The sequence below is a fragment of the Nitrospira sp. genome (assembly GCA_016788885.1).
Taxonomy (GTDB): Bacteria; Nitrospirota; Nitrospiria; order Nitrospirales; family Nitrospiraceae; genus Nitrospira_A.
Window position 1 is genome coordinate 58,915 of record JAEURX010000036.1, and the last position, 24,893, is coordinate 83,807.

13 protein-coding genes and 1 tRNA gene are annotated in these 24,893 nt (G+C 60.2%); 7 read left to right on the forward strand and 7 right to left on the reverse strand.

Annotated elements, in window-relative coordinates:
- The first annotated feature begins 1 nt into the window (after nt 1).
- The 6 genes from meaB to JNL86_09090 all read left to right on the forward strand — a co-directional run bounded on the left by meaB (nt 2) and on the right by JNL86_09090 (nt 8,026).
- Nucleotides 2-820, forward strand: a complete 819-nt coding sequence (meaB, locus tag JNL86_09065; protein ID MBL8043053.1) for a methylmalonyl Co-A mutase-associated GTPase MeaB — start codon at nt 2-4, stop codon at nt 818-820.
- Between the two features lie 100 nt (nt 821-920).
- Complete coding sequence (locus JNL86_09070) at nt 921-2,315, forward strand: MmgE/PrpD family protein (protein MBL8043054.1); 1,395 nt, start codon at nt 921-923, stop codon at nt 2,313-2,315.
- The gene (prpB, locus tag JNL86_09075; protein ID MBL8043055.1) at nt 2,312-3,235 is read left to right on the forward strand and encodes a methylisocitrate lyase; all 924 of its coding nucleotides are present in this window, start codon (nt 2,312-2,314) and stop codon (nt 3,233-3,235) included. Before JNL86_09070 ends, prpB begins: the two co-directional genes overlap by 4 nt.
- A complete protein-coding gene (locus JNL86_09080) occupies nt 3,198-4,376 on the forward strand; it encodes a citrate synthase (GenBank protein ID MBL8043056.1) in 1,179 nt (392 codons plus the stop codon). The genes prpB and JNL86_09080 overlap by 38 nt, the downstream gene beginning before the upstream one ends.
- Nucleotides 4,351-6,072, forward strand: a complete 1,722-nt coding sequence (locus tag JNL86_09085; GenBank protein ID MBL8043057.1) for an acyl--CoA ligase — start codon at nt 4,351-4,353, stop codon at nt 6,070-6,072. Before JNL86_09080 ends, JNL86_09085 begins: the two co-directional genes overlap by 26 nt.
- Before the next feature lie 22 nt (nt 6,073-6,094).
- Nucleotides 6,095-8,026 carry an acyl-CoA dehydrogenase family protein gene (locus JNL86_09090; GenBank protein ID MBL8043058.1) on the forward strand — a complete coding sequence of 644 codons (1,932 nt, stop codon included), beginning with the start codon at nt 6,095-6,097 and terminating at the stop codon, nt 8,024-8,026.
- 37 nt (nt 8,027-8,063) lie between these two features.
- Here the strand turns inward: JNL86_09090 and JNL86_09095 are convergent, their stop codons facing one another.
- The 3 genes from JNL86_09095 to JNL86_09105 form a co-directional block, all read right to left on the reverse strand.
- The gene (locus JNL86_09095) at nt 8,064-8,990 is read right to left on the reverse strand and encodes a mechanosensitive ion channel family protein (GenBank protein ID MBL8043059.1); all 927 of its coding nucleotides are present in this window, start codon (nt 8,988-8,990) and stop codon (nt 8,064-8,066) included.
- Between the two features lie 192 nt (nt 8,991-9,182).
- Complete coding sequence (locus JNL86_09100) at nt 9,183-10,421, reverse strand: hypothetical protein (GenBank protein ID MBL8043060.1); 1,239 nt, start codon at nt 10,419-10,421, stop codon at nt 9,183-9,185.
- A 22-nt stretch (nt 10,422-10,443) separates the two neighbouring features.
- Complete coding sequence (locus tag JNL86_09105) at nt 10,444-11,817, reverse strand: tetratricopeptide repeat protein (GenBank protein ID MBL8043061.1); 1,374 nt, start codon at nt 11,815-11,817, stop codon at nt 10,444-10,446.
- Nucleotides 11,818-12,008: 191 nt separating this feature from the next.
- Here JNL86_09105 and JNL86_09110 point away from each other — a divergent pair.
- Nucleotides 12,009-12,084 (forward strand) — tRNA-Met (locus tag JNL86_09110).
- 225 nt (nt 12,085-12,309) lie between these two features.
- Here JNL86_09110 and JNL86_09115 read toward each other — a convergent pair.
- From JNL86_09115 to JNL86_09130, 4 genes are all read right to left on the reverse strand, one after another.
- Complete coding sequence (locus JNL86_09115) at nt 12,310-14,190, reverse strand: response regulator (GenBank protein ID MBL8043062.1); 1,881 nt, start codon at nt 14,188-14,190, stop codon at nt 12,310-12,312.
- On the reverse strand, nt 14,187-16,112 hold the full coding sequence (locus JNL86_09120; protein ID MBL8043063.1) for a PAS domain-containing protein: 1,926 nt from the start codon (nt 16,110-16,112) through the stop codon (nt 14,187-14,189). The genes JNL86_09115 and JNL86_09120 overlap by 4 nt, the downstream gene beginning before the upstream one ends.
- Complete coding sequence (locus JNL86_09125; GenBank protein ID MBL8043064.1) at nt 16,109-22,522, reverse strand: DUF4347 domain-containing protein; 6,414 nt, start codon at nt 22,520-22,522, stop codon at nt 16,109-16,111. The genes JNL86_09120 and JNL86_09125 overlap by 4 nt, the downstream gene beginning before the upstream one ends.
- Before the next feature lie 230 nt (nt 22,523-22,752).
- The gene (locus JNL86_09130; GenBank protein ID MBL8043065.1) at nt 22,753-24,891 is read right to left on the reverse strand and encodes an HlyD family efflux transporter periplasmic adaptor subunit; all 2,139 of its coding nucleotides are present in this window, start codon (nt 24,889-24,891) and stop codon (nt 22,753-22,755) included.
- Nucleotides 24,892-24,893: the final 2 nt, after the last annotated feature.

Below are 24,893 nucleotides of genomic sequence, written 5' to 3' on the forward strand. Positions count from 1 at the left end.
TGTGATTCAGCCCTGCCTCGATCGCTCATCCATGCGGCTCGAAGCCGAGACTCTGGCGGCACAGGTCGCGCAGGGTACGGTTCGAGCCATCGCGCGAGCCATCACGCTGCTCGAAAACCGAGACCCGTTGGGTGCGTCGATCCTGGGACAACTCAGGCCACCCCTCACACAGCCCTCGGTGATCGGCGTGACCGGGTATCCCGGCACCGGCAAGAGTACGCTGATCGATCACCTCATCAGCGCATACCGACGACTTGGACACAAGGTCGGGGTGCTGGCGGTCGATATCAGCAGTCCGGTCACCGGGGGTGCGGTGTTGGGCGACCGCATCAGGATGCAGCAACACGCGGATGACCCGATGGTCTTCATCAGAAGCATGGCGACACGCGGGCAACAGGGCGGACTCGCCGGCACGACCCGGGAAGCGCTTCGCGTGATCGAGGCGGCCTCCTATGACGTGATTCTGGTCGAAACGGTCGGTGTCGGGCAGAACGAGCTCGAGATCGTGCAGGTTGCTCCCATCGTGGTCGCAGTCGTGGCACCAGGGCTTGGCGATACGATTCAAGCCATGAAAGCAGGGTTGCTGGAGGTCGCCGATATCGTCGTCATGAACAAAGGCGACCATGTCGGCGCCGACCGCACCATGCAGGATCTCCACGAACAGTGCCGCACGGTGCTTCGCACGGTCGCCCTGACGGGTGAGGGCATTGCCGAATTGATCGCCGTCATTGCCGAGTACCGAAGGCTGCGCGATCTCAATGGGTCGAGGTGGTGCAGGCCGACCGGACGACTCGTGCAAGGCGGAGCAGCACGTCCGTGATGGCAAATCGAGTGGTGCTCGATCATCGCGGAATGCGGTCACGGGTTCAGCAGCGTGAGACAGGGAGCGTGCCCAGGCTGTATCCCTTGTGAGGTCATGCATGTTGGCCGATCACCTTGCGCAGTACACGCGTGCACTCTGTTACGACGACCTTCCCGCTCCTGTCGTACATGAGGTGAAGCGACGGCTGCTAGACAGCCTGGGCTGCGCATTCGGCGCGTGGAATGCCCCTCCTTGCTCAATCGCCCGAAAGTTGGCGCAATCGGCGAACATTCCGACCGGCGCCACCTTGTGGGGCACAGCGCACAAAACCCTGCCGGAGCTGGCCACCTTTGCCAATGGCGCCATGGTCCGGTATCTGGATTTCAACGATACGTACCTGGCCAAGGAACCGGCTCATCCCTCCGACAATATCCCGGCCGTCATCGCGGCGGGAGAAACGGTCCACGCTTCGGGCACACGTGTCATTCAGTCCATCGCGCTGGCGTACGAAATCCAGTGTCGGCTCTGCGATGCCGCCGCCTTGCGCCCCAAAGGGTGGGACCATGTCACCTACGGCCCCATCTCGTCGGCGCTCGGCGCGGCCAAGGTGATGAAGCTTACGGAGGTGCAGGCGCGCCAGGCCATCAACCTGGCCGCAGTGGCGAACATCGCCCTGCGACAAACCAGAGTCGGCGACCTCTCGATGTGGAAGGCCTGCGCGTTTTCCAACGCCGCACGCAACGGCCTGTTTGCCGCGCTGCTGGCTCGTCTCGGCATGACAGGCCCTTCGCCGATCTTTGAAGGAGAGAAGGGCTTCATGAAGGTGGTGTCCGGGTCATTCGAACTACCGAGGCTTGGTGGTCGGCCGGCCCTAGACGGTGCCTCGGTCCCGTTTAAAATTCTCGACACCTACATCAAGCACTTCCCTGTTGAGTACCATGCGCAGACCGCCGTCGAAGCCGCGTTGGCCCTACGCGCAAAACTGATCGAGCAGGAAGGACCGGAGACAATCCACACGCTCTCTGATGTCGAGATCGGCAGTTATGCCGTAGCGATAGAAATTATCGGCCGCGATCCCGAGAAGTGGCGCCCTGCGACACGAGAGACGGCCGATCATAGTTTTCCCTACTGTGTCGCCGCCGCCTTGATGGACGGTCGACTGGCCCTTCCGTCCTTCAATGCAAAACGACTGGCTGACCCCGCGTTGCGCAAACTGATGCGTCACATTCGTGTCATTCCGCTGCCGGAATTCGACGGCGTGTACCCCGGCACCATGCCAACGCGCATCACCGCGACCACTGCCAAGGGGGTTACGCACAGTGCGCACGTCGACCTGCCCTTAGGCCACCCTGCCCGTCCTCTACCCGATCGCCAGATCGAAGAGAAATTTCGACGACTGGCCTCGAGACGACTGGGCGGAACGCGATTGAACCGGCTCATCGAATTCGTCTGGAATCTTGAACAGGTCAAGGACATCGGAACATTGATGCCGCTCCTCAAGGTCACAGCATGACAACCGAGCGATCGACCGTCATCAAAGGGCAGCGCCTGCGGGAGTTGTTGGCGACAGGTACCATCGCCATCCCCGGTGCCTTCAACGCGCTGACAGCTATTCAAATCGAGCGGGCCGGCTTCGACGCCCTCTATGTATCGGGAGCCGCCATCTCCGCCGCCAGAGGCCTGCCCGATATCGGACTGATTTCGCTGGCGGACATGGCGGGGGACGCAGCCGTCATCGCCAACGCGGTGACGATCCCGGTCATTGTGGATGCAGATACCGGATACGGCCCCCCTCCCATGGTCATGGAGGCCGTGCGGGAATTCGAGCGGGCGGGATTGGCCGGCATGCAAATCGAAGATCAGGAATCAGCGAAGAAATGCGGTCATCTGCCGGGGAAACGAGTCATCCCCATCGACGAGATGGTCGCTAAACTCATGGCCGCCGTCACGGCACGGCGCCATCGTGACTTCCTTCTCGTCGCACGGACGGATGCGCGGGCCGTCGAAGGCATGGACGCGGCCATTCGTCGCGCCAAGGCCTATGCCGACGCCGGGGCAGATGTTCTGTTTCCCGAGGCGCTGGTATCTGCGGAAGAGTTCGGCACTTTCGCCCGCGAGCTGGCGCAATCAGGCATCCACGTGCCGCTGATCGCCAACATGACCGAGTTCGGCAAGACGCCCTATGTGCGTGTGAGTGACTTTGCAGCTCTGGGTTATCGTGCCGTGCTGTTCCCCGTCAGTACGTTGCGCGTGGCTGCCCGCGCGGTTGATCGACTCCTCGGCGAACTCAAGTTGTTCGGGACTCAACGGGATTGGCTCGATCACATGATGCCCAGGCAAGAACTCTACGACCTGCTTCAGTATGACGATCAGCAACCATCGACCGGGAGGCTCCATGAACCAGGTCATACAGGAACACCCAGCAACCAATAGGTTGGGCCAACTCCCCTACAGCCCTGGACTGGAAGGCGTCATCGCCGGCGAATCGGCCATCTGCCAGGTGGACGAAGGGGAATCAGGCCTTCGGTATCGAGGGTATGCCATCCGTGATCTCGCGACATGGAGTAGCTTCGAAGAAGTCGCTCACCTGTTGCTGGTTGGGCGTTTGCCGACAGGGTCTGAGTTGCGCACTTTCTCTGATCGGCTGGTGAAGGATCGACAGCTTCCGGACGCAGTACTGCGGTTGATTGAGACCTTGCGCCCTGGGCTGCATCCGATGGACGTGCTGCGAACCGGTTTATCACTCCTGGGGATGAGTGACCCCGACGCGCAAGACGGATCACCGGAAGGAACCCTTCGTCAATCGATCCGACTCTTGGGCCAAGTCCCCTGTCTTGTCGCCGACAGCCACCGGATTATGGCGGGACTGCCGCCCCAGCCACGAGACCATTCCGGCGGGTTTGCGGAACATCTGCTGCGCCTCATCATCGGGCAGATACGAGGCGATGTTGGCGACGCCATGGTACAGACGCTGAACGTGTCTCTGATCCTGTATGCCGAACACGAGTTCAATGCCTCCACCTTTTCCGCCCGAGTCACGGCATCCACCCTCGCAGATTTGTACGGAGCCCTGACGGCGGCAGTAGCCACGCTGAAAGGTCCGCTCCACGGAGGCGCCAATGAAGCGGTAGCTGCCATGCTGCTCGAAATCGACACCCCGGCGCGGGCGGAATCCTGGGTGCGTCAGGCCCTCGCCGAGAAGCGACGAGTGATGGGATTTGGTCATCGCGTGCTGAAACAAGGCGATGCCCGCTCGGTGATCATCCAAGGCCATGCAGAACGATTATGCGAGCTGTGCCAGGATCGCCGCTGGTATCAGATCGCGTCGACTATTGACCACATCATGCTGGAGGAAAAAGGGCTTCGCCCGAATCTCGATTTCTACACCGCCGTGGCATACCTCTTGATGGGTATTCCACGCGAACTGTCCACACCGCTGTTCGTCTGCTCCCGCCTCACCGGTTGGTGCGCCCATGTCATGGAGCAGCAGCAGCACAACCGCCTCATCAGACCACGGGCCCGGTACACCGGCCCGTCACTGAGGACGTATGAGCCCCTTCACCGGCGCATCTGACAGGATCGAGCAGGCGCGCGATGCCTCCGGATCGGTTGCAGAACTTCCCTGGGTCTCGTTTGCCGAATTCTTTCGCGCACGCGTGTACGACCCGCACCTCGTGACCAGAAACTTCCTCACCTATTGCGACGACGAACGCCGTATCCGCCGGACCTATACCTATGCGGAATTGGGCGCAACCGTCGATCGCCTGGCGAACGTATTACACAGCACGCTCGGCCTCACGCGCGGAGACCGAGTCGCCACACTGCTCTTCAACGATGACTTGACGGTGCTGACCTACTTTGCGGCCTGGAAATTAGGCATCGCCGTGGTACCCATCAACCTCGACGAATCGACCGAACGGAAGCGGTATATCCTCGAGCATGCGGACGTCACAGCCGCGTGCTGTTGGCGGGATGTCTACCCCGAGATCACAGACCTTCAGACGACCCTACCGGCCCTGCGAGAAGTCGTGGCCTTCGGCGACCGTGGACTACTCGACCTCACGCGACAATCGGCAGGCGGCAGAAGACACGACTCCCTTGCTCCACCTCGTCCCTGTCCCTCGACCTCACAACTCCACGACCCGGCGCTGATCGTGTACACCTCCGGCACCACCGGGCAGCCCAAAGGGGTGATCCTGACGGTGGCGAATCTGCTGATCGATGCGGATGCCATCGCGGCCTGGCATGGTTTCGACTCCAACGACCGATTGATGTGCGTGCTACCGGTTCACCACGTCAACGGAATCGTGGTCACGCTGGTGACACCGCTGTATTGCAAAGGCAGCGTGGTACTGAACCGCAAGTTCAGCACCGACAGTTTTTGGCGGCGGCTCCACGAGGAAGGCGTCACGTCCGTGAGCGTCGTACCCACGCTGCTCGAGTTTCTCTTGGAGGCCGACGAGGACATGCGCCCCTATCGATTGGAACGATTCGTCGGGGCGATCTGCGGAGCCGGACCGTTACTGAAAGACACCGCGTTGCGCTTCGAAGACCGATTTGGGTTTCCCATCCACCATGGTTACGGCCTCTCGGAAACCACCTGCTATTCCTCCTTTCTGCCCACCGATCTCACTCCGGCACAACACCGCCATTGGCTCGCAGACTATGAATTCCCGTCGGTGGGGGTGGCACTTCGCCACAACGTCATGGCCATCCTCGACGACCAGGGACGGCCCACTCCGGAAGGTATGCGCGGGGAGATCTGTATCCGCGGGCGCACTGTGTGTGCCGGTTATTTCCGGCGCGAGGACGCCAACGAGGCAGCATTTCAGTGGGGCTGGTTCCGCTCGGGAGATGAAGGCTTGTATCGAGCAGACGAAACGGGCAGACCGTTCTTCTTCGTCTCAGGACGATTGAAAGAACTCATCATCCGCGGCGGGGTGAACATCTCTCCCTTGGAGATCGACGATGTCTTGAAGGCGCATCGCGGCGTGAAGTTCGCCATGGCGATCCCCTTTGAGAACCGCTACTACGGCGAAGAAATCGCGGCCTACATCGTCACGCACCCTGGGGAAAACTCCGTCACCGAAGCGGACCTGCTGGCCCATTGCCGCACACGGTTGCCCTTCGCCAAGCAACCCAAAATTGTCCTGTTCGGCGATGAGATCCCCTATACGTCCACCGGGAAACCCAAACGGCTGGAGTTGAAGGCCAGGCTAGCAACCGCCCTGGCTCAGTATCGAGATCGGCAGTTCAAAGATCGCGCATGACCATCAACGGGTGAGGCACCATATGAGCCCCCTCTTCAAAGGATTCGAACAGATCGAAGAAGCCCGTGAACGATTGACGGGCAGCAGTTTTCTGGCCGGCCTGTATGACGGACGGCCGGACTTCACCCTGCTGCTCACCTCGCCTCAACCACCGGAGGAAAAGGCGGCCGGTGATGCGTACTGCCAGCAGATCGAGACGTTTTTGCGGCACAACGTCGATGCTGAAGCCATCGAACGTCAGGCGAAAATTCCCGAATCGGTGATTCAAGGGCTGTTCAATCTTGGTGCATTCGGAATGAAAATTCCGAAGGAGTACGGTGGGCAGGGCTTCTCCTACACGAATTACGGTCGCGTCCTGACATTGATCGCCAGCTGGAGCAACATTCTCGCGCTGACCGTGGCTGTGCCGCAATCCATCGGCATCGCCATGCCGATTCTCCTCTTCGGGCACGAGGATCAGAAACGTAAGTATCTTCCCCTGGTGGCGCGGGAAGCGATTTCGGCCTTCGCCCTCACAGAGCCGATGACCGGGTCTGATGCCGCACACGTGCGAACGGAAGCCGTGCTCGACCGGACCGGGAGTCACTTCCTGGTCAACGGTGAAAAGCTCTGGTGCACCAATGGACCAATCGCCCGCTACATTACGCTCATCGCGCGCGTTCCGGCCCGACGGGTGTCACGGGACGGACGAATAGAGTGGGTGCCCGTCCAGGAAGGACAGGGAGCAGACGACCGGGTCCACACGGCGTTTATTCTCGACATGTCCGCACCGGGACTGCTGGTACGGCAACGGTGTCAGTTCGAAGGCTGCCGAGGCATCGAGAATGCCCACATCACGTTGAAGCAAGTGCAGATCCCTGTCGAAAACGTCATCGGCGAAGTCGGCAAGGGATTGAAATATGCACTCACCATTCTGAATGTGGGACGCGGGGTCAGCATTCCGGCCATTTGCCTCGGCATGGCCAAGCAGGCCTGGCAACCGACCATCGACCGAGCCAATGCCCGCATCACCTTCCAGAAACCGTTGGCAGAGCGGCAAACTCAGCAGATTCGGCTGGGCGACATGGCCGGGCATCTCTTTGCCATGGAAGCGCTGGCCATGCTGGTCTGGCGACTCGCCGATCAACACCGGCACGACATACGGATCGAAGCGGCCGTGGCCAAAGTCTTTTGCTCGGAACATACGATTCGATTTCTCCGGGATGCCCAGATTCTGTTCGGCGGCATGGGGTACGAAACCGCGGAATCGAAAAACCTGCGCGGCGAACCGGCCTTCGGCATCGAACAACTCGTACGTGATGCCGAGATGTACCGCATTGGTGAAGGCGCGACAGATATCCTTCGTCCTTTCGTTGTTCGCGAAGGATTGAGCGCGCACCTGGATCGGGCGAAGGCGCTCTATACCGGGGAGCTGTCCATCCTCGACCAGTCACGACAAGCCATCAAGTTGGCAGGATTCTACCTCCCCTGGTATCTGCGGCAATGGCTGAAGCGGCCGCTGCCGGACAGTCCCGAGTTCGGGCATCCCCAGGTGGAACTGGTGACACAGTATGTGGAACGGATGAGTCGGCGACTGGCCCGGGATATTTTCCGGGCGATGGTGCGATTCCAAGCCTCGTTCCAGGAGGAACAGCGGCTCCAGAATCGAATTGAGTCGGTCGGCGAAGACCTGCTTGCCATGCTGGCGACCGTACTGTACGCCGAGGAGCAGACTCGGTTTGAGGGACGCACAACCGTCTGGGAGTTGGCGGAGTCCTTCTGCGCCGGCGCCAAGCAGCGCGTGACCCAACGCCTCGCTGAATTCCGGCATCACGGCGACTACTTCACCGCCACAACCGGCACCCATGCGCTGAAAGGATACTATCCGAGTTTATCGTCAGGCATCGTGCACCGTCGCTTGGAAGACTACCGTCAAAGGAAACAGGCCTCCGATTGCGTGAACAGGCTGCACTGACACGAAGGTGCGGCCCACCGCAACAGGAGTGCGCCCGTTACCCCTTGGCTAGGCCCAACCCGGCCACCACCTCCACCTTGAACGGCGGACTGTCCTCTCCCATCAGCAACGTCCGGCAGGGAAAGGGAATCTCGATGTGTTGCGCATCGAAGGCTTTCTTGAGACGGCGCCGATATTCACGCCCGATCTTCCATTGCTCGGCCGGTTTCGTTTTGATACGCGCGCGAATCGTCACGGCGCTATCGGCAAAATTGTCGACCCCGACGATCTCAATCGGCTCAAGGATCAGCGCACTGAATTCCTGGTCCTGGCGTAGTCCTTCGCCCACCGCTCGCATCACCTCCACCACCCGATCCGTCTCCTCCCGATAGGCCACGCCCATGTCCAGCACAAAGGCCGACCAGTCTCTGGTCATGTTGGACAGGGTGGTAATCCCACCGTTGGGGAAAATGTGCACCACGCCGGAGAAATCTCGCAATGAGATCGTTCTGAAGGTAATGGTCTCAACCTGCCCGCCCGTCCCGTTGATCACGGCGACATCTCCGAGCCTGATCTGATCTTCCAGAATGATGAAGAACCCGCTCATCAGATCACGTACCAAGTGTTGCGCGCCGAAGCCGACAGCGAGGCCCAGAATGCCGGCACCGGCCAAAATCGGGGCAATATCTAATCCGGCCATTTGCAACGATTCAATGATGATGATCGCCCACGTCGCAGACAACGCGATGGTTCTCAGAATTCCCGTCAGCGTAGCCGCCCGCTTGGAGGCCACTCCTGATTCCTGGTCGACCCTGTCGCTGGCCACAATCATCACCCGCTCCAGCTCGCGCAAACCAAGGCGCACGAACCGGATCGCCACGTACCCGATCATGAGCACCAAGACGATCCGTAAACTGGCGATGCCCACGCTGGCAGCCATGTTGATCAGCCATGGCCATGCGGTCTCGATCGAAAATTGGGTCATCATCGATGTACTCCTTTCACAGTATCGGTCAGGATCGGACAGGCGGTCCGCCTGCCATCAGGATACTGGCTGGTGCGTCGTCATTCCTTGGATACAGTCGGCATCAGTAGGATGTCGACCATCGCCGTAATCGTGTCCTGACGACGTAAGTCCGGCGTCGACGTGTCACGGCCAACAGTGCGTCATGCAGGACTACTTGGCAATGGTAATCGCCGGAGTTGGAGTTTTTGAAATGTCGGTGACGGTCATTTGAAAGAGTTGCGCCAACACACGGAAGGTGCCGAGATTCCACGGATCTAACGCGCCGTCGTCATAGGAAGCCTTGACGATCGAATACCACCGGTCTTCGAACTTCACGGCAAACGCGGCATTGTCCGGCCTGGCGGTGGTTTCACCGATATCCAAGGTCCGCACGGGATTGAGCACGACGACGCCCGTCCGCTCGTCGGATTCGACCTGGAACTCAGGATCGGCGGCAATGCCGTTGGCCAGAAATCGCATGATCTTGTTAAAGCTTCGGATGACCAGAAATCCATGCAGGGGATAGTCTCCGCCGGGACCGTCCGGTCGGATATCGATGAGAATGTAGTTGCGCGGATACTGCTGCGCCTCCTCATGCAACAACCGGCGTTCCTCATTCGGCAATTGCATGGGATCGTAATTGGTGATCACGGTCCTCCCGGTGACCCGACGTCGGACGGTCAGGGACGGTTCCTCGCTGGTCCCACCGATGGCGTACCCTCGATCCATCGCGTCAAGAATCTTGTCGAGGCCTCGCACCAGGTCGCCTGAGCCCGATCGGGTAGAGAGCGGAAGCGCCACCGTCTGTTCGAAACTCAGCGGCGTGACTTGGAGGTCGCGCGAGAGGTTCAAGGCCGAAAGATGCATGACGCGACGGCGGAACTCCCGATACTCGTCGGGGAAAAACGGCATATTGCGATAAAACGCGGACTCTCCGTAGCCGCTGGCCTGAATCCCGCTCGCCATCAGGCGAAGAATGATCGCGGGCTCGACGCCCTGCTGAAACATGAACGTCACACGGCTTTCGTCGAACGGGGTGAGGATGCGGCTGGTAAACTCCTCACCTTGAATCGGAACGATCGTCATCGTCGGACGTTCGGCCATGCTGCCGCCGAACGAAAGCCCCAACGAATCCGGCCCCGGAGACACAACGGTATGCGTCAACCCGGCGCTTGCTTGGAATTCGAACGTCGCCGCCACACTGGACACACCGGTGAAGTGTTGCGGAAGAAAATGCCGTGACCGGGCGATGTTGAGCAGCAACATTTCAGCTTCAACCCGTCCAACCGCTCGATCATATTCGAGCACGGCTTGGTGCAGCGCAATCGGCGAGAGACAGCCCGCCGACAGAAGAGGGAGCAGCCCCACCAGGAGGGCACTCAGTGCGGTCCGCAGACATGACGACTGCATCTCGCACACCTGCATTGATCGCCTATGGCTCCAATACCGCAAGGTGTTTCCGCACCGCCTCCACTTTGTCACGATGATCCGGTTGAGCTTCAGCCAACCCGATGTAACGGCGGTAAGACTGAATCGCTTCGCCACGCTGATTGCGCGCAATGAATGCCTCACCCAAGTTGTAGTACGCGACAGGATCATTGGGCTGCAACGAGGCCGCCGCGCGAAATGCCGCCAACGCGTCGTCGACCTGCCCCTTGTTCAACAAGGCCACCCCAAGATTGTTCTGGGCTGCGACACTGTTCGGTGCTGCCTGCAGAGCTGAGCGGTATGCCGCAATCGCCCCGTCGATATCCCCCTGCTTCTGCAACAGCACCGCCAACGCTTCCTGCGTGGGCGCATGGGAAGGCTGACGCGCCAACATCGCCCGATATTCCGTCAGCGCCCCTGCATCGTCGCCGGCCCGGTCGAGAAGCTGCCCCACCTCATAATGCAAAGCCCCTTGTCCGGGATCCAACTTCAACACTTCGCGGAATGCCGCCAACGCCCCGTTGAAATCCCCTTTGGCCTTCAGCGCCAGACCGAGGTTGTAATGGGCGTCCGCATTCTCCGGCTGCAAACGGATGGCGGTGCGACCAGATCCGATCGCGCCGTCCAGTTCCCCCTTCACCAACAGGGCGGCGCTAAGGTTCAAGCAATACAGAGCGGCCGCCGACCCCGCTTGAAGCCGTAATGCCGCGCGATACTCCCCGATGGCCTCGTCGAGCTGTCCTTTTCGTTGCAGCACTAAGCCCAGGTTGTTATGGGCTGTGGCATTGTTGGGTTGCAGACGCAGGGTTTCGCGGTATTCCTCGATCGCTCCGTCGGCATCCCCCTTCGCCTCCAATGCCAACGCGAGATTGTGATGGGGGGCGGCATTGCCTGGCTGAAGCCGGATCGCATGCCGGTAGGCCTCGATCGCCTCATCAACCTTCCCCTGCTCACTCAACGCCACGCCAAGGTTGTTGTGAATGGCGGCAAACTCCGGTTGCACGCTCAACGCGGCTCGATATTCCCGAATGGCTTCATCGAGAGCCCCCTGCGCCGCTAGAGAAAGCCCCAGCGCATGGTGAGCCTCCGGAAAATCAGGTCGCTTATGCAGCGCAGCCTGGAATTTCTCCACCGCCTCCACATAGTTGCCCTTCGCATGGAGGGCCACACCACCGTAGTACAGGCTCTCGGCTTCACCGGTCTGCACTCCTGGTCGCGGCTTTTGCGGGATGATTTGAGGACTGGACGAGCGTGCCCGATGCACGGACCGCTTCTTCGTTGCCGGTCGGGCATCGTGGCCCAGCGCCGCCGAGAGCGGAGCGGCAAGACAGAAGGCGGCGAGCACGGCAATGGAACAACGAGCGAAAAACCAGGTCATCGTCACCCGTAGACAAGATCAGACGGTGCAGTATCTTGCCGACCGAACACAAACAAATCAAGCCCTGGAGACCTCATTCCCCTGCTCGATCCGCTGACATGCGCCACAGTTTTCCTCACGCGTCGGTAGACACCTCGGGGCCTGTTCGGCTATGATAGCGATTCGTTTCAGCCAGCCCTCGATACGACCGTGGCGGTGTAGCTCAGTTGGCAGAGCAGCGGACTCATAAGCCGCGGGTCACCCGTTCAATCCGGGTCACCGCCACCAAATTTCTTTCGAAATCGGCCACTCGCTTCACAATCTGCGCACCCCTGCGACAATGCCACCGCACAGGGTCGCGTGATCGCTTGAGTTCTGGTTGGGTTGACTCAGAATGATCCAAGAGTCACGATCGAGGAGGGATTGACGCAGGATTTTCCGTACGGTCGAGGAGAGGGACCTCCTCCCGCAAGCGCCGAACCAGCGCCATCAGGTGTTTGGCCCCATGACGGGTTACGCCGCTTCCGAGGTCCGAGATGGAAGCCAACGTCGAAGCGCGCCGGCGATCTGTTCGAGCGCCACGGGTTTGGTGACATAGTCGTCCATGCCTGCAGCGAGACAGGCCTGCCGGTGCGTTTCAAGCGCATGTGCGGTCAAGGCGACGATTGAGACGGGCTTGCCATCCACCCGGGTGATTCGGCGCTGACGGATAGCTTTGGTCGCCGTCACCCCGTCCATTTCAGGCATCTCACAATCCATAAAGATCAGGTCGAACGGCGAATGGTTCAGGGCCTGCAGCACACTGGTCCCTGTCCCTACGACGGTCGCCGAGTGTCCGCACAACTCCAGCATGCCCAGCAAGACCTCGCGATTCGTCGGATCATCTTCCGCGACGAGAATCCTTCCGCCCTCGGGAACATCAGCAGGTTCGGGACATCCTGTCGACATATTCGCTGTGGGCCCGGGATTTTTTGAGAAGCCTGGCGGCCTCATTTCGGCCGATGACGCCGTTTGCGCGTCTGGCCTCAATGGGAGCGTAAACCAGAACGTGGATCCCTGCCCGGGGGTGCTGTCCACTCCGATCTGCCCACCCATCATATCCACCAGCCGCTGGACGATCGCCAGGCCTAGCCCGGTCCCTCCAAACCGGCGACTCGTCGACCCGTCGGCCTGCGAAAAGGGATCGAAAATTCGTGTTTGCGCTTCGAGAGGAATCCCGATACCGGTATCACGCACCACCACCTTCATCGTCACGTGCCTCCCGTCGCCGTCATGACGCTGAAGGGACAGCGCAATTTCTCCCCGCTCCGTAAATTTCACCGCGTTGCCGACAAGATTGAGCAGGATCTGGCGAAGGCGCCCCGCATCTCCACACCACCGCAGCGGCAGAGCCTTGTCAACCTCACAATGCCACCGCACCCCTTTGCGCTGAAGCGGCTCGTGGAACAAGTCGCCCAGGGAACGCACCAGAGGAAGCAACTCAAATTCTGCCTGTTCCAGTTCCACCTTATTGGCCTCGATCTTGGAGAAATCGAGAATCTCGTTAATAACGTGCAGAAGAGCGACGCCAGAGTCGCGAATCGTGTGTGAGAAGTGCCGCTGTTTGTCGGACAGACTGGTCGCCAGCAGCAGTTCTACCATGCCCAGCACGCCGTTCATCGGCGTGCGAATTTCATGGCTCATCTGAGCCAGGAATCGGGACTTCGCCTGGTTCGCGCTATCGGCTTCCGCCTTCGCCTCTCTGAGCGCATCCACCAGCTGTTGCAGTTCCTCATTGCGCCGCTGCAATTCGAGTGTGCGGGTCTGCACATCCCGTTCGAGCCGCTGATTGGCTGCCTGCAACTCGCGACTGCGCTCGTCGACCAGCGCAGCCAGTTCATCGACCTTCAATCTGGCCTCCCGTCCCAACTCCCACTTACGAGTAAGTGCGTTGGCAATCTGCTGCACTTCAATGGAATCGAATGGTTTCCGCAAGATCAACAATCGATCCGTCACCCCCAGCCGCGAAGCGATCTCATTCCAGGACAGGTCAGAATACGCTGTGCAAATGACGACCTGGATCTCTGGATCAGCCGCCCAGATTCGTTCAATGGTCGTCAGGCCGTCCCAACCGGGCGGCATGCGCATGTCGACCACCGCCAGCGCATAAGGGTGTCCGCACTTCCGCGCGGCACACACCCGATCGAATCCCTGTTGCCCTTGGTCGACAAAGTCGACATCAAACGGCTCGACCGTCGACGAGGCGACCCTATCTCCGAACAACGCGGCCCTGGCCTGCTGCAAATCTGACGGCACTGCGGCAGGAATGAGAATCTTTCGAAAATCCTCATGGATGGTTCGATTGTCGTCAATCACAAGAATCCGGCGATTTCGTGAGCTGATAGGTAAGGTCATGCCGAAACCTCCACCGATTCAAAAGGAAGCGTGAACGTAAACGTCGCACCCAAACCTTCACCATCGCTGTAGCCCTGGATGGAACCACCCAACTGCTTCGCCACCAGTGCGGCACTGTGCAAGCCCAGCCCATGTCCGTCCGGCCTGGTCGTAAAGCCCTGGGTGAAGAGGCGAGGCGCATGTTCCTGCGAAATCCCGACCCCGGTATCGATCACCTGAAACCGGACGAATCCCGCGCGATCGGAGTCCACTGCGAGACGAAGCGTGAGTCGTCGCACTGGCGCGCCGGACGGGGCCATCGCATTCGCGGCGTTACTGATCAGATTCACCAACACCTGAATGACTTGATGCCGGTCTGTGATCCCGTCCGGAACGTCTTCGTACTCCTCACGGATTTCACAGCGGCAGTTCTCCAGCGCGGATCGATTGATGGCCAGCGCCTGCTCCATCAAGTCCTGAAAATGCACCGGTTCACGGATGGCTCCACCGGGACGGGCGAGATCCACTTGTCGGGAAACGACCTGGCGCACGTGATCCACATTCCGGCTGAGACCACCCAGCTCCCGCTCCACGAACATCGAGTTCTGGTTGACGGTCTCTGCCAGCATGGAGAGATACGTAGGAATCTGCTTTCCCTGAGGGTCTTGAGACAGGAAGTGAGGTAAATCATGCCTGTGCGACTGCAGCATGGATGCAACCAACGCCACGTCGCCGATCGGTGATTGTTTCACCGTGTTCATGACGACTTCGACGGAGACATTGATGCTATTCAGCACATTGCCCACGTTATGCAGCACGGCGGAGGCGACATCGGCCATGCCCACCAGGCGCGACGTCTCGATCAACTGTCGGTTCAGTTCCTCCCGCTCATCCTGCACACGTTTACGGCGTTCGATTTCAGTCTGAAGTGACTCATTGGTCTGCTCAAGCATCTGGTTTTGTGAAATCACCTTCGTACGGGACCGTTCGAGCTCACCAATCGCCTCGCGCAACTGCTTGTGGGCACGGTCGACGTCCGTCACATCGTGAAACGAAGCCACGACCCCGCGTAACCCGCCTTGGTCATCAAATATCGGCGTGCTGGTCACCGAGAAAGTTTGCCACTGCCGATCGTTGCTCCGGAACCCAAGACGACTGCCCTGCTGGGGCGCCTGAGACTTCTGCGCCCGTTCCCAGGGATACTCCTCGCCGGCCACCAACGGCTGCCCCTGCTCATGAACCCACGCAAGTCGCGCCAATGGCTTTCCCAGGAGCGAGGTCAAGGCTTGACCCGTCAACCGGCAAAATGTGTCGTTGGTCAGCACAATCAACCCGGAGCGATCCAGCATCACCACTCCGTCGGTGAGACTGTCGAGTGCTGATTTGACACGGGAAGGAATGACCTGTGAGGGGTCCAGATGACGCAACGTGCGCTTTAGCAGCATGACATACCCAACAAAGCTGAGGAGGGCGACAGAAGCCACAAATCTTGGCCACGGTCCCAGGAACAGCCTGTCGCTCACGGAGGAGTCAGTGGTGCGGAAAGACAGCTGCAGAGTGCCCCAGTGTGCATTGGCATTATAGATCGGCACTTGAATATGGCTCAGTGTTGACCGGTGCCCCTCCGGCTGCACCCAATGCTGTACGTGATCGCCCGCGACAGCCAGCAGCTGCCCGTCCGAAAGCAGCAGGGCCGCCGACAGGATGTCGGCATTGCGTTGGACCAGCGCCTGCATTGCCGTCTCGATCGCCGGCAGTTGCCCGGAAGAGGCCAGCACCGAATACTGCACCGCGAGATTCTCACAGAGCGCCTGACGAGACTCAGAGACGTACCTGACCTGATCAGGGAATGATCCCACGAGCGCCTCTACGGCAAACATCGCACCAATGGTCAACGAAACGAGACAGAAGCTGAGAAAGAGAAGTGGCGACACGCGGCTCATGCTGCGCCTTTTTTGGATGAATACGGCGGCTGTTGAGTCACTGACGAGGCCCCCAATACACCGTGAAGACCTTCGAATTCAGCCTCTTCCGCCTGACGGGTTGCCTCGGTCTCCTGCGACCTGCGAGTCCGCTCCCGCCGGCTCAAGCTGACGACCGGCAACGGATCGAAGGCCCTCCAGGCGGGAATCGTCGCAAAGCAACTAGCCAAGAGGGCACCGCTCCGGATCGCCCAGGCCACAAATCCCACCGATAGCGCCGTTCCAGTCAGCGCGGTGACATGCGCCACCAAGGCCTGTTGCTTCTGGTTCTCGCCGATCGCCTCCTGAAGCAACACGGCGAGTTCATCCAGTTTGGTCATGAGGACTTCACTCACTGATATCGTCGGCTCAAGACCAGCAGTACGATCAGACGCGACAAACTCGACCGGCACAATCGTGAAGGGATTCCGGATCTCGCCCTCGTCCTGTCGAGCGGCCAACGCGACTGTGGGGCGTTCATCCCTGTGCGAATTGTCGTCCCTTGGAGGCGCCGCGATGGCCGGTCTGCCCTCGGCGTGCTCGGCGAGAGATCGCGACTCCATGGGGAGACCTTTGGCGGGAAGAGTCACACCACTCACGTCCTCCTGCGGAACAGATGGACTCGGCAGTTCGTGAGTCGGAGGAACAGACGCGATGACAGGCGGCGGGGTCGTCGGGATCAACGAGGGAGGAAGCAACGGAACGGCGGAAGGGAGTCGCTCCGCCACATTCGTAACGGTGACCGCAATCATTTGCGTAGCCATGCCACCCTGACTGTCGGTGACACGGACCTGCACCACATAAACATTGTCGCCATTGGCATCCGCGGCGGCTTCGAAATCACGGGGTGCCACAAAGCTTAGCGCGCCCGTTGCCGCGTTGATCGTAAACAGGGCCTGGTCCGCACCGCCGCTGATGCCGTAGGTCAACGCCTGTGCAGGAATATCCACGTCAGCTCCGGTCACTACGGTAATCCCGATCACATTTTCGGCAACATTGATCGACGCCGTCGCCCCTCCTCCGTCGCTGATGATCGTCGGCGCATCGTTCACCGCAGCGATCGTGAGGGTCACGGTCGTGGTGCCGATCGAGCCCCCCGCCCCGTCGCTGACGGTAAACGTGAACGAATCGCTGAGGGTCTCCGACCCATCGTGAACATAGGTCACACGGTTGGCCGCAATATCCGCCTGTGTAAACGTCGTGGCGGAAACCCCTGGGGCTGTCGTTAGTTCCAGACGACCATGGGCAGGGCTCGTCCCGACGGAGAATCTGAGCTGAGCCGCGGAATTGTCGACATCCACCACCGCGAGCTCCGCACTCGTAATCCTGTCGACGCCCCCTTCGGCCACATTGCTCCCGCTGTTGGTGGCAACCACCGGCGCATCATTGACGGCCGTGACATTGACGGTGAGGGTATTGGGCGTGGGGTCATAGGCGTTGTTGCTATCCCGCACCGAGAACGTGAACCGGGCATAGCCCGTCCCATTGGCATTGGCCGCCGGCGTGAACACCAGGTTCCCCGCCGCCACGTCGGCCGTCGTGATCACCTGGCCTGCCGTCACCGCCGTGCCCGACAGGGTCAGCGTCCCGGCCGTCGGCAGCGTCTCGATCCGCACCGCACTGAAGCTGTCGCCCGCGTCCACATCGCTGAACCCAAAGTTCGCGGTGGTGAAGGTCTGGGTCGTATCCTCGTTGATGGTCACCGTGGCGTTGGTCCCCGCCGGCGCTTCGTTCACGTTGGTCACCGTGATCGTAAAGGTCTCGTCGTAGGTCAGGCCACCCCGGTCCGTCACCCGCACCGTCACGCTGTGGCTGGTCGCCGCTTCGTAGTTCAACAGGGTTCCGTTGGCCACCGTGAGGGCGCCGGTCGTCCGGTTGATCGCAAACCGCCCACCGGCGTTGTTGGTGAGCGTATAACTCTTGGTATCCCCGGCGTCCACGTCGCTCCCGGTCACGGTCCCCACCACGGTCCCGTTCGCCGCGTTCTCCGCCACCGTGCTCGCCGACAGGCTCAGATCCGTCGGAGATTCATTCACATTCGTCACAGTGACGGCTAAGGCCTGCGTGTCGGTTCCTCCGTTTCCGTCGGAGACCTGCACCGTGACGTTGTAGACATTATTCGCGCCGTTGTCCGTCGGCACTTCATAGTTGGGCGCAGCGACAAAACTCAATGCGCCCGTGCTGCTGTTGATCGCAAATTTCGTGGCGTCCGCCCCGCCGCTGATCGAATAGGTGAGCGTCTGCCTGGTATCGCCGTCGGTAGCCCTCACGGTCGTGACCGCAGTGGTATTTTCCGCAACACTGATTGATGCAGTCGTCCCGCCACCGTTGCTGGTGATCGTGGGAGTGGCTTCATTCACGTCGGTCAAATTGATGGTAAAGGTCTCGTCGTAGATCAGCCCGCCGCTGTCCGTCACCCGCACCGTCACGTTGTGACTGGTCGCCGCTTCATAATTGAGCAACGTCCCGTTCGCCACGGTCACGACACCCGTGCTGTTGTTGATGGCGAAGCGACCGCCGGCACTGTCCGTCAAGGAGTACGTCTTGGTATCTCCGGTGTCGACATCGCTGCCGCTGACGATGCCCACCACCGTGCCGTTCGCGGCGTTCTCCGCCACGGTATTCGCCGAGAGGCTGAGATCCGTCGGCGCGTCGTTGATGGGCGTCACGCTCACGTCGATCGTATCGGTGGCACTGGAGAATGCCGTCGTCCCCCCGTTACTCGCCGTGGTGACTTTGGCGCCCACCGCCCCGCTCGTCTGGTCCCACGCCCGCACCGTCAGCGCTGCCGTACTTGTCCCGTTATAATCGGCGTTCGGAGAGAAGTAGAGGCGCGTGCTCCCGTTATCGGCGAGCAGCAGCGCCGAGGTGTCGCTCACCGTTCCCACCGCCGTCCACGTCGAGCCCCCGTTCGTCGTGTAGTACCACGTCCCGTTTGTCTCATTGCTCCCCATGATCGCGATGCCCTTCGCCGCCCCGCTGTCCACGTCCGTGATCCCACCCGTGAACGCACTCACCAGGGAACCTACAGCCCCACTGGGCGCACCCGCATCCTCCGTCACAGTCACACTCAATGCCGTGTCCGCCAACACCGGCGCATCATTCGCTGGCGTAATATCGACCGTCATCACAGCCGCAGCCCCGATTTCCGTATTCCGTTCGTAGGACACCAGTTGGAGGTTATCGAAGTTAGTCTGCATGACGACCCCCACCAGTCGTATCTGCAGCGCCTGGCCATTCAATGCCGGGAATCCAGCGCCGCTGACCTGCAACGTCGCTTGCACCAAAGAGCCCTGGACTTCGGTTACCTGGCTCTGGTCGATGAAGCCCAACCGTGTGCCGCCGGCCCACAGTTCAACGCTGTACTCGCTCACCGGCTGATCAAGCCGCCACCCGATACTCAGACTAAGCGAGTAATCGTTCGTCGAGTTGAAAGTGGTCCCCAAGGTCTGCGCCAGGTACGTGCCATCCTGCTCGACATAGAATGTATTGTCATGGTCGACGCTGAACTGCCTTGCACCCACGTTCTGCACGCCGGCGGCAAACCCTGAAACCGTGTGCAGTGTCCATCCGGTCGCACCTTGCTGCCACGTCCCTTCAGACATGACGTCTGCTTCAGCGTTAGGGTTGGCAATCGTAATCGATGTGCCCTGAAGCGGCGCAAAGCTGAATTGCGCATAATCATTGTGCTGGTTCCCAACCCCTGGGACACCGTACCCGTCATACCCGCTTTGCTCTGAGACCGGTACATAGCGCAGATTCCCCCCATCGATGGCGGCTTTCGTGATGATCTGGCTCACCACAACCGACTTCCAGTCCCCATCCACCAATGTTTGCAGAGTGCCCGCCACCGGTAGCGACTGGATCTGCACTGCGCTGTTTGCCGTCATAGCCGAATCCACATCCGACACGTTGAACTGACCCCACGTGAGCACAAGCGGCGTGTCTTCGACACCGGTGGCTGAACCACCAGTAGAGATCGGCGCATCGTTGACGGCTGTGACATTGATGGTGAGGGTATTGGGCGCGGAATCGTAGGCGTTGGCGCTATCCCTGACCGAGAAGGTGACAGTGGCATAGCCGGCTCCAGTGGCGTTGGCCGCCGGCGTAAACAACAGATTGCCCGCACTGATATCCGCCGCCGTCACGACTTGCCCGGCCGTGACGGAGACCCCGGATAGGGTCAGCGTCCCCGCGCCCGGCACCGTGTCGATCCGCACGGCACTGAGACTCTCACCGGCATCCACATCGCTGAACCCAAAGTCGGCGGTTGTCAGCGTACGCGCCGTGTCTTCAGTGACCGTGATCGTGGCATCGGTCCCCGTCGGCGCTTCATTGACATTGGTCAGGTTGATCGTGAAGATTTCGTCGTAGGTCAGCCCCCCGCTATCCGTCACTCGCGCGGTCACGTTATGGCTGGTGGCGCTCTCGTAGTTCAGCAGCGCACCGTTGGCTACAGTAAGCACGCCCGTGCTGCTGTTGATCGCGAAGCGGCCCCCGGCGGTATCCGTCAAACTGTAGGCCTTCGTATCGCCACTGTCTGGATCGGTGCCGCTGATCGTCCCCACCACGGTTCCATTCGCAGCATTCTCTGCCACGGTGCTCGCCGACAAACTCAGATCCGCCGGGGCATCGTTGACCGCGGTCACCGTCAATGCAGCGGTATCACTCATCGTGCTGTAGGCAGTCGCGCCACCACCTGTGCCGGTCCCTGCAACCTGTATATTGTCGACATGCAGGCGGCCCATGGAGTCACTTCCGCTGACGATAAAGCGAATCTGCGTATTGGCATTGGCATAGGCACTGATGTCGGCTTTGTAACTCTGTGCCTTCCCATCCGTCGCATCGATCGCAAAGGTCTGAAGCGTCGCCCAGGTCTTCCCGTCATACACCTCAACAGACACCGCGCCTTTGGTGCCGCCGCCATGTTGACGGATGTAGTCGAACGACAGCGTGGCGGAGGTGACCGAGCTCAGATCGACCTGTCGGCTCGCGCCACGAGAGAGGAAATCGGTTTCAATCTGCAAGGAATTGTCGGTCAGCCCGGCATAACTATTCACCATGACCATGCCGCCGCCCGTCCCGTCAGCTTCTCCCAGTTCCTGCCAGGAGCCGCCCCACTTGACCGTTCCATCATTATTTGAATAGGACACCGTTGTGAACTGGTCCAGCACGGTTGAGGTGGTGATCAGACTGCCGGTGCCGCCGTTGATGCCGCTCGTCTGATCCCAGGCGTGAAAGGTAATGGCATCACTCATGGTGCCGTTGTAGTCGGCATTGGCCTGAAAATAGATCCGAGCGGTGCCGTCTCCGGCGAGGAGTCGCGCACTCGCGTCGCTGACGGCTCCCAACGTGCTCCATGTGGCACCGTCGTTCGTGCTAAACCACCAGGTGCCGTTACTCGTATTCGCACCGGTAATAGCAATGCCGAGCTTGGCACCGGCATCCCCATCCGTCACATTGTCGACCTGTCCGGAGGGGCTGGCGAAATCCACGAGCGACGAGACCAACGTTCCGACCGCGCCCGACGGAGCCCCGGCATCTTCGTTGAGCGCGGTGAGCGTAGGACTTTTCGACGCATCCAGAACCGGTGCGCCTAACAACCCGACCCAGTTCATCTGGGTTTGATCATCGATCGCAATCCTGGTTTCGATGGCGCCGGCCTTGACCTCCAGAACCCAGTCGCCGCCGAGGGAAGCATAGCCCGTCAGATCATCGCTCGCCTCCACATCTGCTCCGGTGAGTTCAGCGAGCCGAGCAACCGCCTCCTGGCCCACTTCACCCTCGGCAAAATTGCACCCGTACACGAGAATGTCCGCCTGCTCCGAGAGAGACTGCTGAATTGTCGCGAACGCATCCGCGTAACGAGTCGACATTGATTCGGCGTTCAACGTGCCGGTGCCCAATTGCAGTGTTCCTGCGTCACCGTGCGAAATGAGATGAATGGCGTCGATGCCCGATCGTCCGGCCAACGACTCGGCGATCTGCTCGACCCCGTCTCGAGAGGCATCCAACACCACAACATCCACATTGGGCCCCATACCCGCAACCAGGGTTTGATAGTCCGGAACCGTGGGATCGACGAAGACCACTTCTGTCGCAGACTCACCGGGACTGTAAGAAGCCATTGCGCTGAGAAGTTCCTGAGACGCCTGTTGCTCAGGCGTCGTACGATCGACAGCCCCCTCCGACGAGACCGCCGTCTCAGCCTGGTCCTGTGCCACTTGCTCGGATTTGACCTCGGCCGCGGTCGCCGCCGCCGCCGCATCAAACATCAACCGTTGCTCGAGGGATAGGAGAGATTGCTTGAAGGCAGACGGAGCCGCGAGGGGCGATGGCCGCTGTGACGGTTCATCCTCCCTGCGGAGATACTTTTTGAAAAAATTGAACATACCGCTGCCTTAGTCTCGTGAAGACACAAGATCCCACATCTTTCTCGGTCGAACAGGGGGCAGCCTGAAGGGCTGCAGCAAGGAGACGTCCGATTGATCCGGGGTTGAAACTGCTCAGGCAGTAACGACCAATGACGGTGACGAATGGACAGCGGCCGCCATCAGGGGGAAAGGGTGGATCGTCGCGGCGAAATCGATCCTCGCTCGGCACACGACTCCGGCGATCGTGATCAGAGACCACTCTCGCGAATGATGACCGCCACGACTCGGTCCCATACTCGAGCGACCAGGCTCTGGGGTTTTCCGGAGACGTGGAGCAGTCCGGTCACGACTTGGTCCGCCCGCACAACCTCATCCAGGACTTCAAGTTCAACGCGGTAGACCGATTGCTCCGCCTGTAGTCGACCATGCGAATCTTTTCGTACCGGCACGGCGCCACCATAGATCGAAGCCAGGTAGGGCACGGAAACGTCCTGCTCGTCCACATCCCGAATTTCGGTGACCCGGGCGCGAGAGGCCTGACGCGTCACATCGTTTGGAATGAAACGCGCTTCCTGCCCGACCGCCAACGCGTCCACATCTTCAACGGGTGCAAGGGCCGCAATCATGGCCGTGCGGGAATTCACCACGTACGCGACCGCCAGCTTCTCGTTGATCCACCGGCCGGGATACAGCGAATCGGCCTGGTCAACCACCACACCATCAATGGGTGCCTGCAGCACGAGGCGCTGCTGCTTCTCCGCAACCCCGTCCAACTCAACAAGTTTCGATCGCAACGACTCGGCGAGGACCTGACCTTGAATACGATCCTCTTCGTAGCCAGCCTGACGTTGAAGCCTGAAATCCAAGAGCTCCACCTGAGTCCGCGTCAACTGGGCATCCTTGGCCAATTTCGGATTTTCGAGGACGACCAACGTGTCTCCGGCTCGCACCGACTGCCCCGCATGCACCGACACCGACACGATCCGTCCCGGTCCGGGGGGATAGACCGTCGCGTACGACCCGGCCTGTAACACCGCGGGAATGGCCACGCGACTGGCCCAGGGAAGACAGGCCAGTAACAGCATCGTGCCCAAGACACTCATCGTCACCGCAAAACGACCGGTGCGGGCAAATGCGGCACGACGACTCCACCAGGCCTTGATTTCCCGCCAGACAGGCAGGCAAATGAAAAACAGGATCTCGACCAGAAACAGCAGGATCCCCAGAATCTTGAAAAAATAGTGATAGACCGTCAGGGCAATCCCGGTGAACAGGACAAGGCGATACAGCCAGATGCTCCAGGCATAGCCGACCAGCACTTGTCTGCTGGAGGGCCCAACGGCTTCAGGCGGAGGCACACCCGGCGAAAAGAGCAGCTCCCGCATCCGCCACTGGCCGAAGGCAAAGGCTCGATCCTGAAGATTAGGAATCCCAAGCCAGTCTGCGAGAAGGTAATATCCATCAAACCTCATCAAGGGGTTGAGGTTAATGGCGAGGCTCATCACCCAACTTGTCGTCGCCACGACGAACACAACACTTCGGAGCAGTCCGTCCGGCAGGAACCCCCACAACAACGTCGCAACCGCAGCGAGTCCAAGTTCGGCAACCACTCCGGCCGCAGCGATCCACAGCCGCTTCCGCCTCGAGTTGAGCCGATACGCATCACTGATGTCCGAATAGAGCACCGGCATCATCACCATCAAGGCCACACCAATCGTGGGCACTCGACACCCGAACCGGGTCGCCGTATACGCATGCCCCAATTCATGCACCACCTTGACGGCGCAGAAGACCGCGCCATACATCAGAGCTCCCTGCCAGTTGAAAAAATGCAGGAAGGTTGAACTGAAGGTGTCCCACTGCTGCCCCACCAGAAAAAGGCCGATGGCGCCAATCACTCCAAACACCCATGCCGCCATGGGTGTATAGAACGGCGCCACCATGGGCAGGGTGGCCTGTAGAAAACTGTGCGGGCGTACTAGGGGAATTTTGATGAACAGATAGTGATGCAGGAGCCACTGCCACCACACATGATGGCGTGCCGCTTCCTGCTCGACGAAGTCTTTGACTTGCCCGCTGGCCGATTGCTCCGTGAGGTTGTTCGCGTACAAAAACCTCACCAGGTCTTCGACATCCTCCGCACCAATGCGCGACGTGGTATCACGCCTGGTCACGGCGACGAGTTGCTCCACGGTTCCGGACGACCAGCGCTGCAAGAGCTGGTATACCAGCCACTCGATCTGAAAGTACTTGTTGCGGACGGGATCGACGATCGTCCAGGTCGGCACCCCTTCCGGCGTGGGCGCGCCTCGGACAAACTGCAGATTCCTTCTCAGCGGAGGCAGCTTGCGTGCTTGTGGTGGAGACACTGGCGCCGGGCCGGCCATCG